At 72.7% G+C, this 12140-nt stretch carries 10 protein-coding genes; 6 read left to right on the top strand and 4 right to left on the bottom strand.

Annotation, left to right across the window (positions count from 1 at the left end):
• Positions 1–4: 4 nt before the first annotated feature.
• Positions 5–982 (top strand): hypothetical protein, encoded by a 978-nt coding sequence (locus tag WMF44_RS36725; RefSeq protein WP_437294703.1) that lies wholly within the window; start codon positions 5–7, stop codon positions 980–982.
• A 44-nt stretch (positions 983–1026) separates the two neighbouring features.
• Here the strand turns inward: WMF44_RS36725 and WMF44_RS36720 are convergent, their stop codons facing one another.
• From WMF44_RS36720 to WMF44_RS36710, 3 genes are all read right to left on the bottom strand, one after another.
• The gene (locus WMF44_RS36720; protein ID WP_437294702.1) at positions 1027–2031 is read right to left on the bottom strand and encodes a hypothetical protein; all 1005 of its coding nucleotides are present in this window, start codon (positions 2029–2031) and stop codon (positions 1027–1029) included.
• A 41-nt stretch (positions 2032–2072) separates the two neighbouring features.
• Positions 2073–3479: a protein-disulfide reductase DsbD family protein gene (locus tag WMF44_RS36715; protein ID WP_437294701.1), complete on the bottom strand. Its 1407-nt coding sequence runs from the start codon at positions 3477–3479 to the stop codon at positions 2073–2075.
• A gap of 64 nt (positions 3480–3543) precedes the next feature.
• Positions 3544–4242 carry a tetratricopeptide repeat protein gene (locus tag WMF44_RS36710; RefSeq protein WP_437294700.1) on the bottom strand — a complete coding sequence of 233 codons (699 nt, stop codon included), beginning with the start codon at positions 4240–4242 and terminating at the stop codon, positions 3544–3546.
• A 407-nt stretch (positions 4243–4649) separates the two neighbouring features.
• Here WMF44_RS36710 and WMF44_RS36705 point away from each other — a divergent pair, with 407 nt between their 5' ends.
• From WMF44_RS36705 to WMF44_RS36685, 5 genes are all read left to right on the top strand, one after another.
• Positions 4650–5198 carry a hypothetical protein gene (locus WMF44_RS36705; protein WP_437294699.1) on the top strand — a complete coding sequence of 183 codons (549 nt, stop codon included), beginning with the start codon at positions 4650–4652 and terminating at the stop codon, positions 5196–5198.
• Positions 5195–5530: a hypothetical protein gene (locus WMF44_RS36700; protein ID WP_437294698.1), complete on the top strand. Its 336-nt coding sequence runs from the start codon at positions 5195–5197 to the stop codon at positions 5528–5530. The genes WMF44_RS36705 and WMF44_RS36700 overlap by 4 nt, the downstream gene beginning before the upstream one ends.
• A 234-nt stretch (positions 5531–5764) precedes the next feature.
• Positions 5765–6883, top strand: a complete 1119-nt coding sequence (locus tag WMF44_RS36695; RefSeq protein WP_437294697.1) for a hypothetical protein — start codon at positions 5765–5767, stop codon at positions 6881–6883.
• 166 nt (positions 6884–7049) lie between these two features.
• On the top strand, positions 7050–8651 hold the full coding sequence (locus WMF44_RS36690; RefSeq protein ID WP_437294696.1) for a DUF2254 family protein: 1602 nt from the start codon (positions 7050–7052) through the stop codon (positions 8649–8651).
• 195 nt (positions 8652–8846) lie between these two features.
• Positions 8847–10478, top strand: a complete 1632-nt coding sequence (locus WMF44_RS36685) for a serine/threonine protein kinase (RefSeq protein WP_437294695.1) — start codon at positions 8847–8849, stop codon at positions 10476–10478.
• A 75-nt stretch (positions 10479–10553) separates the two neighbouring features.
• Here the strand turns inward: WMF44_RS36685 and WMF44_RS36680 are convergent, their stop codons facing one another.
• Entirely contained in the window at positions 10554–12086 is a 1533-nt protein-coding gene (locus tag WMF44_RS36680) for a helicase HerA domain-containing protein (protein WP_437294694.1), read from the bottom strand.
• Positions 12087–12140: the final 54 nt, after the last annotated feature.

Genomic DNA, 12140 nt, shown 5'->3' with positions numbered 1-12140 from the left:
TCGCGTGCACCCGAACCACCGATCCATCGCAAGCTCCGCTCTCTTCCTCCTCGGCGCGCTCGCCTGCGCCCTGTTCACCCGGCAGGCGCGCGCCGAGCTCCCCCTCGACGACGAGCCCACGGCGCTCGACCCGCGCGTCGACCGCATCGACACCGCGCCCCACGAGCTCTGGGCTGCGTCCCCGGGCAGCGCGCGGCCGCTCTGGCTCGCGGTGGAGCTCGGGATCGCTCGGCTCGAAGGGGGCGAGCGCTCCCTCACCGGCATGCTGCTCGCGAGCATCCCCCTCGAGCGGCTGTCGGCCCGCCCTGGCGCGCCGTCTCCACCGCCCGCCGTCGCCGAACCCGCGGCGCCTCGGCTGAAGCCTGCCCCGGCGACCCCGAGCCCGCCGCGCGCGGCGCCGGAGATCGAGCTCCCCGAGCCGTCTCCTCCCGCGCAGCCAGCCGAGGCCGAGCCGCCGCTCCCGCTGCCGGTCCGGGTCACGCCGGCGATGGCCCGCGCGATCGTCGAGGCGGCGCTGCGGCGATCCCGCCTCCTCGATCCCGAGGCGCGCATCGACGCGATCGCGTCGCGCGCGCGGACGTCGTCGCTCTTCCCGGAGCTCCGGCTCCGCGTCTCTCGGCTCGTCGATGAGGCGGAGAGCCTGGCCCCCACGGAGTACGATCCGGCGCGAAAGACGGCGTCCGGCGGCGCGAGCCTGTGGCTCGAGGCGCGCGCGACGTGGCGGCTCGACCGGATCGTCTTCGCCGACGAGGAGATCGCGCTGGAGCGCCTCCGCCGCGAGCGCGCCGAGCTGCAAACGAAGCTCACGGCGCGCGTCCTCGAGCTGCTCTTCGCGTGGCAGCGCGCCGTCGCGCTCGCGGCCGATCCGGGCCAGAGCCCCGAGGAGCACCGCGCCGCGACGCTCGCGGCGCTCGAAGCGGAGGCGTCCCTCGACCTGCTCACCGGTGGCTGGATGACGCGGTGGCGCGCTGCGCGCGAGTGAGCCCGCGCGCCTCCGCCTGCGCAGGGCGCCCGCGCGCGGCAGGGCTACAGGATGGTCTGCGAGAGCGTCACCGCGCGCCTGCCGGTGCCGGCGTCTCCGTCGGGATCGGTCACCGTCACCTCGACCTCCACGACCTTCCCGAGCAGCTCCTCGATCTTCCGCTCGCCATCCAGCCGGAACCGCAGCCCGGCGAGCGTGCAGAAGCCGCCTTCGTCGGGATCCAGGGTGAAGATGACCTCGAGCGGCTCGATCGCATAGCCGAGCTCGGGCACGACGCCGTTCACCACGGTGAGCGAGCCGGATCGGCGCAGGTTCTTGAGGCGGATGGCGACGAAGATGTGGTAGCCGCCTTGAGGTCCAGCCTCCACCTGGACCTCGTCGAGGTCATCGAGCGGGAAGTAGTCGGCCTGCCCCTCCCCGACGATGACGACCGGCTCGCCCCCGGCGGCCGGCTTGCAGAGGTCCGGCTCCGCGCCCGCGTTCCACGAGGTGCTGTAGGGATCGAGCTGCCGGGGATCCACGTCGGGGGCGCTGCAGCCGCCGGCCACGCAGGTCTGCGGCGCCGGGCAAGTGGCCGCCCCGGGCGCGACGACGCACTCCCGCTCGAGGCGCACCCGGAGCAGCAGCGTGCGGCCGCCGATCACCCGGGTCGACGCGGTGCGGGTGAGCAGCGGCCTCTCGGCGTCCTCCGCTCCGAACGCCTCCAGGGAGATCTCCACGGCCGTGCCGTCCTCGAGATCGCTGAAGAAGAACTCCCGCGGGAAGAACAGCTGCCCGTTCTTCTGCGCCAGCGCGTCCTCGTGGACCACGTCTCCGCCGGCCCGCAGGACGACGCGCAGCAGGTCGATGTCGGCGCCTGCGCGGAGCTCGCTCGTCACCCCGAACACCACGGTCCCGGTGGTGGGCCCCGCCGCGCCGCAGCCTGCGACGAGCAGGGCGCAGAGCGCGACGGCGGCGAGCAGGAAGGTGCGGGCGTTCGTGGCGGCCTGGCAGCGATGGGCGCGGCGCCCGTCGCTCCCTCCTCGCGGCGTTCGATCCTCTTGAGCCATGCCGGCGGCGTGTGCGGCGCGCTGCTGCCAGGCGCGGCGCGCTACTGGATGCCTTCGAGCGCGGCCAGGAACACGTCCGGGCCGACGAAGTCGTTGAAGCGCTTCCGCTCGGCGCCGGTGGAGTCGTACAGCACCACCGTGGGCAGGCCGACGACCTTGTACTTGCCCTTCACCGCGTCGATCTGCGGATCCTCGTCGTCCGTCGCGTCGACCTTCACCGCGACGAAGTGCGCCGCCTTGGCCATGACGCGGGGATCCGAGAAGGTCTCCTTCGCGAGCTGCTTGCAGGCGCCGCACCACTCCGCGGTGAAGTCCACGAGCAGCGGGCGCCCTTCCGCCTTCGCCTTGGAGACGGCCACCGGCTCCTCGTGCAGCCACGTGAGCTGCGGCGACACGGCCTCGCCGGCCACGGCCGACGGGACGGGCGAGGCGAGCTTCGGCAGATCCAGGCTCGCGACGAGCAGGAAGCTGCTGGCCACCGTGAGCGCGATGCCGACCCCCTTGCGGGCCTTCACGCCGGCGCCGCCGTCGTCCCAGGAGAGGTGCACCGCGCCGAGCGCGAGGCCGACGGCGACGAGGCCCGCCATGATGGCCATGAACTGCGGCGTGGGCTGCGCGAGCGACGACAGCGCCGGGAAGGTCGTCTTCAGGAAATAGAGCGCGACGACCATCATCACGATCCCGAAGAACGACTTCACCCCCAGCATCCACTTGCCGCCCTTCGGCAGCGCGAACGCGAACGCGCCGACGAGCCAGAACGGCAGGCCGAGCCCGAGGGAGAAGGTGGCGCCGACCAGCGCGCCGAGGCCGACATTCTGGGTCTTCCCGATCCAGAGGATGATGCCCGTGAGGACGGGCCCGGTGCACGGCGCGGCGACGAGGCCGCTCACGAGGCCGAGCAGGAAGGCGCCGCCGTAGCCGATGCCCCCGACCTGCGAGAGCCGCTGCATCAGGGTGTCCGGCAGCGTCATCTCGAACGCGCCGAACATCGACAGCGAGAGCGCGATGAACACCGCCGCGATGCCGACGATGACCCACCTGTTGGAGAGCACGCCGCCGAACAGGCTGCCCGTGAGCGCCGCGGCCACGAGCATCGTCGTGAAGAGCACGACGATCCCGAGCACGAAGCTCGTCGAGAGCAGCATCGCCTCGCGCCGGGACTTCGCCTCCCGCGCCCCGAAGATGCTCACCGTGATGGCGATCATCGGGTACACGCAGGGGGTGAGGCACGTGAGCAGCCCGCCCCCGAGCGCGGCGAGCGCGGCGAAGAGCGGGCCAGCCTCCAGACCGCGGGTGAAGAGATCGCGCTCATCGCCGGCCAGCGCGATCGCCGGGGACGCGAGCGCGGAGAGCGCGGCCAGCGCCGGGAGCGCGCGTCCGAGCGCGCCGCGTCGGACACCCGCCGGCGCGGCGCCGGCGCTTGCCTTGAAACGAGTCGAAGCGGTCATCACCAAGGTTCTATAGCAAAGCGATCGGGGTCGTGCGGCAGGCCGCCGTCCGTTCAGGCCGGCATCAGCGTTCCGCGAGGGACGCGAGCGTCCGGCGCGCCGCCTCGATCTCCGCGCCGAGCGCGATCGCGACCGCGGCCCTCCCCGAGGTGCTCCGCTGGACGAAGGCTTCCAGGTATTTCCTGGCCTCGTCCCAGCGCTGGTCGAAGTAGGCCATCTGCCCGAGCACGAACCGGCCGTACCCCTGGCCCGCCGGCACCTCCGAGAGCCGATCGATCAGCGCGCCGAGCCCCTCCACCGCCTTGCCGCTCTCGCACTGCACGACGGCGAGGTGCCCCTGATAGAGCGGCTTGTCCCGCGTGCCCCAGCGCGCCGCGCGTGTGAGCGCGCCGATCGCCTCGTCGTACCGGCGCGCCAGGTGATACACGCTGCCCAGGGTCCACCAGTGGAACGCCCTCCGGCTCGCCGGCCCCGTGCGCGCCGCCAGCCGGAGGTGCCCGACGGCCCCATCGATGTCCCCGAGGGCCTGCTTCGCGCGCGCCGCGTCCTGGTGGGCGACGTCGCTCAGCACGCCGAGCGCCAGGATCTGCTCCGCCACCTCGGCCGCCCGCTCGAAGCGGCGTGTCTCGAAATACGCGAGGTAGAGCTGCCGCAGCAGCATGGCCTGCGTCGTCCTGTCGAGCGGCCCCCGGAGCGACAGGCCCCGCCGCGCCCAGAGCGCGCGCGATCGCGGGGTCGCCGCGCCCAGCGCGCGCCGCAACATCTCCTCCGCGGTCAGCGCCGCCGCGGGGGCGCGCCGTCGCGGCGCCTTGCTGGGCCGTTTCTCTCGTGGAGCCTTGGGGCCAGCGTCATTCCCGCTGCCCGCAACGGACGGCGCCGTCGCTTTCGTGCGTCGCCGCGTACCCCCGGAGCCCGTAGGGACGGATCGAGCGCCGCCCACGCTGTCACCGTGCTCGCTCGCCTTGCGCACAGAAAGCAATCCTAACAGACCTGCACACGCGTTCCAGCAATACGCGACGTTTCCATCTTGACTCGGGCCACATGGCTGGCAGGTGGCCGGTCGTGGACGACGGCGGGGTGCCGGCTGGGGTTGGCCGTGCGCCAGTACGGGCTGTCGGCTTCGGCTGGACCTTGTTGCGCCCCATCGAGCGTGGCGCCATCGTCGCGGCCATGCGTCGCCGTCCTGGCTCAACTTCCCTTCAAAGGAGGCGGTATTCCGTCTCCACGGTTTCCGGCAACCTGGGTCGGGTTCTCAACCTGGGTCGGGTCCTCAACCTGGGTCGGGTCCTCAACCTGGGTCGGGTCCTCAACCTGGGTCGGGTCCTCAACCTGGGTCGGGTCCTCAACCTGGGTCGGGTCCTCAACCTGGGTCGGGTCCTGGTCCTCAACCTGGGTCGGGTCCTGGTCCTCAACCTGGGTCGGGTCCTCAGGCTCGCGCCATGCTTGGCCTTGCTCGCCGGCCTGCCGCTCCTGGCCGGGTGCGGGCACCCGGCCAGCCGCGACGAGTGCGAGGCCATCTTCCGGAGGAGTGCCGAGATCGAGCTCCGGGCGCAGAACGTCGTCGACCCGAAGATCGTTGAGGAGCGCACGGCGGCGGTGCGGGATGCCCGCGGCAAGGAGCTCATCGACAGGTGCGTCGGGCGCCGCATCACCGATGCGGCGATGGTGTGCGTCCGGCAGGCAACGACCCCGGAGCAGGTCGATACGTGTCTGGAGTGACGCGCCCCGCGACCCGCGCCGACGTCCTGGCAACCCTGGCGATCGTCCTGCTGGTGCTCGGTATCCTTGTGGGGCGCGCCGCGCTCCGCCGCGCCGCTCCACGTCCGTCCGCCGAGGCGTGCGCCGCGCTCCTCGATCGGTACGTCGAGCTCGTCCTGCGCGCGGCCAACCCCGAGCCCGCTGCGTCCCAGGTCGCCGAGAGGACCGCGATGGCGCGCGCGGCCGCCGGGGAGCGCGGCTTCGTCCGCTGCGAGGCCGACCTCACGCAGGCGGAGGTGGCGTGCGCCCTCCAGGCGGGAACTGCGGACGACCTGGAGCGCTGTCTGCCCTGACGCGACCAGCGCGCGGTCCGCGGAGGACCAGCCCCGACATGCTCCCCTGCCGAGAAGACGGTGAAGGAGCGGCGGAGGACGGGCGGAGGACAGCGGAAGCGCGGCGGAGGAACGTGAAGGGACGCCGGCGCGCTGCGAATCGTTCCGGGCGCGCCGCGCTGTGATAGTCTCGGCCGTGGCGAGCGCTCCCCGCTGGCGCGATCTCCTCACCTCCCCACCCTCGGATTGCCTGTCGTGAAAGCCCCGTCGCCCTTGCTCGGCTTCAACAACAACGTCCGGCACAAGGGGCGGTTGTTCCACATACAGACTGAGGACTCGGGCATTCGCCATCCTCACATCATCACGCACCTCTTCGCCGACGGCGGGCGCATCCTCAAGACCACGAAGACCTCGTACGCGGAGCACGTCGGTCAGGCCTCGCTCGCGGAGACGGTCCGCGGTCTCATGAAGGAGCAGCACAAGGCGATGTTCATCGCCCTGCGCGACGGTCACTTCGACTACCTCTTCGACGACACCGCCGCCCCGCCCGTGTCCGCAGGCGCCGTGTCCGCAGGCGCCGCCCCCGCCCCGTCGCATCCGGAGGCGAGCAAGCCCGCGCGGGCGTCGTCGCCGTCGTCGCCCGAGGTGACGGGCGCGCCGAAGGCGCCCCCGCCGTCCCGGCCCCTCACGCCGCCTGTCGTGCCGCCTGTCGTGCCGGATGCGTCGCCGCGCCCGAAGCCGGCAGCCGCGCCGACGCCGGCGCCCAGGCCCGCCGCGCCGCCCGCGAGGCCAGCGGCCGCGCCCCTCGCCGCGGCGCCGCGCGCCCCGGCGGCCGAGCCGGCGCCCGCTTCGGCCGGCGGGCGCCCCCGGCTCGAGCTCGATCCCGTCGCGCTCCAGGCGCTCGGCGGCGGGCGCGCGGCCAGCCCGCTCGCCGGCAGGGCCGTACGCCCGGCGTCGCCCGCCGAGATCAAGCCCGAACAACCGTCCATCGATCTCGATCTCGACGCGCTGGAGCGCGCTGCAGCCGAGGCACAGACGCCTTTCTTTCAGCAGATCCAGGACCTCCCGCCGCCGCCTGCGTCGGTGATCGGGCGGCGGGCGGAGTCCGCGGCCTCTGGCGCCGGGGTCTACAGCAATGTCCACCCCGAGCAGGCCGTCGCGCCGCCCGCGCCCCAGGTCGCGGTCGAGCATTTCTCGGGCGGTCCTGGCTCCGGCCGCTACGCAGCCTCGCGCCCGGCCAGCATCTTCGCGACGAACCGGCCGGCGGAGGGCGCCTCGATCTTCGGTGAGGACCTGATCAGCGAGAAATCGCTCGACGAGGTGATCCTCAGCTACCTCGCGGAAGATCTCGACAGCCCCCCGGAGAAGAAATAGCCGGGCTGCCGCCTGGCGTGGCGGACGCGTGGAGCAGGTGCGTGGGGGGCAGCGTGGAGCGGGAGGGCAGGCAGGTCGGCAAGCAGGTCGACCGAGCGGCGGTCACCTGATGAGACCCGATCGGACCGCAGACGACGCCGAACGACAGCGTCGCAGGGGCGCGACCATGGCCCGCATCTGGCTGCGGCCGATGTCGTATCTCCTGGGCGTCAGCGTCGCGACCCTCGCCGTCGTCCACCTGCTCGACGTCGCGCGGCACGAGAACGCGCACCTCTCGCTCTGGGAGGTGTTCGCGCGCATGTCGCCGAGCGACGCCGAGCACATCATGGGCGGCATCGGCGAGGTCATCGCCGCCATCCTCGGTATCGTCATCACGGTCGCGTCCATCATCGTGCAGCTCGCCGCGAACCGTTACACCCCGCGGATCACCGAGATGTTCTTCCGCGACCGGACGAACATGCTCGTGATGGGCTTCTTCGTCGTCAGCGCGGTGTTCTCGCTGTGGGTCAACTTCTCGATCCGCGTCGGCGGGGGCGGCTCGACCGAGGACGCCTTCGTCCCCACGTACGGCGTCGTCGTCACGATGGGGCTGCTCACCGCGAGCCTGCTCATGATGGCGCCCTACTTCGGGTACGTGTTCGACTTCGTCGAGCCCGACAACGTGGTCCGGCGGATCAAGACGAGCGGCGTCGAGCAGGCGCTGCGCCCCGCGGGGGGAGAGAGCGAAGCCGAGGTCGACGAGCGGCGGGTGACGGCGCTCTCGTCGCTGGAGCAGCTCGCCGACGTGGCGCTCAACGCGCTCGACCAGAAGGACAAGGGGATCGCGTCGAAGACGATCGACTCGCTGTCGGAGCTCGTCGTCGCGTACCTGCCCCACAAGGCGACGCTCGATCCGCGCTGGTTCCAGATCCGCGATCGCCTCGCGAAGGACACCGACTTCGTGAGCATGAACGCCGAGGCGCTCGGCAAGCTGTCGACCGCGCGGACATGGCTCGAGTACAAGGCGCTCCGCCAGTTCTTGATGGTCTATCGCGAGGCGCTCACGGCGATGCCCGATCTCATCACGCGCATCGCCATCGACACGCGCTACATCGGGCAGACCGCCATCGCCGCTGGAGATCGGGCGGCCGTCGCGGTCGTCGTGAAGTTCTTCAACACCTACATGCGCAGGTCGCTCAACGCGAAGGACATCGCCGCGGCCTACAACAACCTGAACCAGTACCGCTACCTCGCGGAGGAGCTGCTCAAGGCGGGGTGGGGGGATCAGGTCCTCGAGATCGCGCGTCATTTCAAGTACTACGCGCAGACGGCGCACGCGATGGGGCTCGCGTTCCTCACCGAGACCGTCGCGTTCGATCTCTGCGTGGTCAACGAGCGCGCGTACGACCTGCACGCACCTGCCCGGGACGAGCTGCTCCAGCTCTTCCTCGAGGTGGACAAGGAAGCGGAGCTCGACCAGCAGGAGCCGTCGCTCCGCGGCGTCCGCAAGGCGCAGGTCAAGCTCGCCACGTACTACCTGCAGAAGGGGGAGGAGGCGCTCGCGCGGAAGATCTACCGCGACATGCGCGACGAGCGGCCCGACAGGCTGCGATCCATCCGCGCGGAGCTCCTGGCCGTGACGAGCAACGAGTTCTGGGAGATCAACGACCGGGGCGCCGTGTTCGAGTACATCGAGCCCGAGCGGCGCCAGCTCATCCACCGCTTCTTCGAGTGGTTCCCGGCGACGACCATGCGCGAGCCGATCCGCGAGGAGCACACGCAGGAGTGAGCGAGGCGTGAGCGGCGCCCTCTCGGTGAGGCGGAACCCAGTGCACGCAGGCTGGATCTGCGCCGGGCATCGACGCGGTGATTCCTGCGGCGCGCGGGCGGCGGTAGGATCGGGCATGCCTTGCTTGCACCCTCTCCACCCCGAGCAGGAGGGCTAGCCTCGACGGAGTCGAGATCGAGCGCTGCACACAACGAGATGCCCGCCTCCCGCCCGCGTCGCAAGAACGCCGAGTCCGATCCGCCGCCGGAGCTGTTCGCCGGCAAGTACCGGCTCATCCGGATGCTGGGCAAGGGCGGTATGGGGGAGGTGTGGCTCGCCGAGGAGGGGCCTCCCGACCTCCGGCGCCACGTCGCGCTGAAGCGGCTGGTCGCGAGGCCAGGGCTCGGCGAGAGCGCGAGGGAGTCGTTCTTCGCCGAGGCCCTGGTGATCGCGCGGCTCGATCACCCGAACGTCGTCCGGCTGGTCGAGTTCGGGGAATTCGAGGGCTCGGTGTACCTCGCGCTCGACTACATCGACGGCCCCGCCCTCGATCGCGTGCTCAGGAAGGTGGGCGCGTTCTCGCCGCGCGCCGTGGCCTACATCGGCCGGGAGATGGCGAGGGCGCTCGAGGCGGTGCACGGCCTGTGCGAGGACGAAGGGCAGAGCTACGCGGTCGTCCACCGCGACGTCTCGCCGTCCAACATCCTGATCGGGCGGGACGGCCGCGTCTGCCTGACCGACTTCGGCGTCGCGCGGATACCGGGCCTCGCGGACGAGCAGTCCGAGAGCAGCGTGTTCAAGGGGAAGCTCCCGTACATGCCTCCGGAGCAGGCGCGCGGGGAGCCGTTCGACGGGCGCGCGGACGTGTTCTCCCTGGGGATCACGCTCCTGGAGGCGCTGCTCGGCAGCCGCGTGCGCAAGGCCGAGACGCAGAGGCAGCTGATCATGGGCGTCGCGTCGCTGCCGATCCCTCGCGCGCGCGAGCTCCTGCCCGACCTGAGCGCGCGGCTCTCGGCTGCGCTCGACGCGGCGACCGAGTTCTCCATCGAGAAGCGGACCGCCAGCGCGGGCAAGCTGGCCGGCGATCTGGAGCAAGTGCTCCGCGACATGGGCCACGGCGCCGAGGAAGAGGCCCGGAGCGAGCTGAAGGAGCACGTCGAGGCCTGCATCGCGAAGACGGGCTCGCTGAGCGGCGCCGGTTACCGCGCCTCACCGTCGCTCCCTCCGGAGAGCGCGCCGAGACAGAGCTCGCCGGGCCTCGGGCGAAAGGCGCCGGCGGTCGGGAGCACGTCCGCTGACCGCAGGTCGGTCCGCCCCTCATCGCCCGATGGACGGCACGGCGCTCCTGCGGCGGGCCGCAGCGACGCGCCGCTCCCCCTCGGCGCCGCGACGGGCTCGCTCTCGGTGCAGTACCTCGATTTCGACGGCCCGGACGAGGTTCCGCAGCGCCCGCGCCTGCACGCGATGTCGACCACGCCGGAGGGGGAGCTCCAGCGAGGGCTGGCCGCGCCCCAGGCTGCGAACGGCGTCGCTTCCACGGCGAGCACGCCGCCCGTCGCGCGCAGGCCATCCGGAGCGAGCACGCCGCCCGTCGCGCGCAGGCCATCCGGAGCGAGCACGCCGCCCGTCGCGGGCAGGCCGCCCGGAGCGAGCAGGCCGCCGCCAGGCAGCGAGCCGACCGCGGTGCCGGCGGTGCACGCAGGCGGGGAGGCGGCGCCTGGTGAGGAGCCCGCGTCTACCGGGCTCAGCGCCGAGCAGCTGCGGCGCAAGCGGACGATCTTCTATGCAGGGCTGTTCGTGCTCGGGACGCTGGCGACGCTCCGCCTGATCTTCGTTTCCTCCTGCTAGCGCGGCTCGGGCGGCGCCTGCGCGCCGCGCGCGTCCGGGCGCCCCCGCGAGGGCTCGGCTCGGAGCTGCCTCTCGTCAGCCGCTCTGGATCGCGCGGAGCACGGCCGCCTCGTTGAGCGCGTGGCGGCCGCCCTGGAGCGAGGCGAAGCCCGCGCGGGCGAGCGCGGCGAGCGCGTGCGCGGCGCGCCGGATCTCGACCTGGCTGCGCGAGCCGCCGCGGGCGGCGAGCTCCTCCGCGGTCAGCGCCGCGCCGCGGGCGAGCAGCTTCGCGGCCAGCGCGACGTGCGCCACGGACCGGGGGGATCGGCGCCGCGCGTGGCTCCTCGCCGCGCTCACCATCTGCTTGACGCCGCGCACCTCGAGCATCGTGGCGGCCGGCATCGCGAGATCCCGGAGCGACGGAGAGGCCGGCTTCGCGGTGATCTTCACGGCCGCGCCGCCCGGCGCCGTGGCGGGCGTGAGCGCGGGCGCCCCCGGGACGCGGTCCATGGGCGCGCCGAGCGCGGCAGCCGCGGGGGCGCGCGGAGCGGCAGCCGCCGGCGCCTGCGCGACCTCGCCATGGCCAACGCGCGCCACGATCTCGCTCTGGATCACCACCTTGACGACGCCGGCCACCTGAAGCGCGGTGCGCAGCCGCTCGGCCTCGGCCTCGGCGGCCCTGCGCGCCTCGTCGGCCCGGGCGAGCTGCTGCTGGAGCCGGCGGATCTCGGCCCGCAGCGCGGCGCTCGGATCCGGGCCTTGCTGGCTCGCGCTCTCGGCCGCGAGCGCCTCGCGCAGCTCGTCGAGGAGCGTGCTCAGCGTGGCGTCCGCGACGCGCGGCACGCCGCCGGGCTCACCGGTCCAGCTCGGCGCCTCGCCGCCGTGGGCGGTGTGGCGGGCGCGCCAGCGCTCGAATCGCCCGGCGGCGGGCAGGAAGAACTCGCCGGCCGGGAGCGCGCGGAACTCCTCGAACGTGTGCCCGTCGACGAGCGCCCTCACCGCGTCGTAATCGCGCTCGATCTCGAAGCCGCCGATGGCGGGGAAGTTGAGCTGGCTCATGAGCTCCTTGGAGACCGCCTGCGTGCGCTGGCTGGCGACGACGAGGAGGACGCCGCGCTTGCGGCCCTGCTTCGCGAACCGGTGCAGGATGTCGGAGGTGAGCGACGCGCCCGATTGCGGCGCGAAGATGTGCACCTCCTCGATCACGACGGCCGCCGGGGCGCGGCGCTCCGAGAGGAGGACCCAGAGCCGCTCGAGGAACGGGAGCGCGGCCTCTTGCTGGGAGCGGCTCGTCGGCTGATCCGACAGATCGACGATGAGGCCGAGCCCTTCGTCGAGCACCCTCGCGAGCGCGATCTCCGCCGCGCGCTCGCCGGAGGGCAGCGGCAGGTCCGCGTGGGCGCCGCCGAGGACGAGGACGCGGAACCGCTCGCGCAGCGTGTAGAGCTCCCCCTCGGGATCGATCGCGACGACAGGGATGCCGGCGGCGAGCAGCTCCTCGCAGAGGACCCCGACGCCGAAGCTCTTGCCCCGGCCGGAGGAGGCCCAGATGCCGACCCGCAGCCCGGTGCGCGCGTAGTCGGAGAGGTCGAGCTGGTAGCCGTCGCAGAGGGAGAGGATGGGGCTCACTGGTTCGCTTCGGGCCGGGGGTCGGGTCGGCACGCTCGTGGTGAACTGTAGGCG

Source organism: Sorangium sp. So ce426, assembly GCF_051475585.1.
In the GTDB taxonomy this organism is placed as follows: Bacteria; Myxococcota_A; Polyangia; order Polyangiales; family Polyangiaceae; genus Sorangium; species Sorangium cellulosum_B.
Note: the sequence above shows the minus strand (reverse complement) of the source record. Positions and strands in the feature narration are given on the sequence as shown.

Excerpts from the sequence above, each read along its gene's own strand:
- WMF44_RS36720 (WP_437294702.1), bottom strand. The coding sequence starts at position 2,031 with ATGGCTCAAGAGGATCGAACGCCGCGAGGAGGGAGCGACGGGCGCCGC.
- WMF44_RS36715 (WP_437294701.1), bottom strand. The coding sequence starts at position 3,479 with ATGACCGCTTCGACTCGTTTCAAGGCAAGCGCCGGCGCCGCGCCGGCG.
- WMF44_RS36710 (WP_437294700.1), bottom strand. The coding sequence starts at position 4,242 with ATGTTGCGGCGCGCGCTGGGCGCGGCGACCCCGCGATCGCGCGCGCTC.
- WMF44_RS36705 (WP_437294699.1), top strand. The coding sequence starts at position 4,650 with ATGCGTCGCCGTCCTGGCTCAACTTCCCTTCAAAGGAGGCGGTATTCC.
- WMF44_RS36690 (WP_437294696.1), top strand. The coding sequence starts at position 7,050 with ATGGCCCGCATCTGGCTGCGGCCGATGTCGTATCTCCTGGGCGTCAGC.
- WMF44_RS36685 (WP_437294695.1), top strand. The coding sequence starts at position 8,847 with ATGCCCGCCTCCCGCCCGCGTCGCAAGAACGCCGAGTCCGATCCGCCG.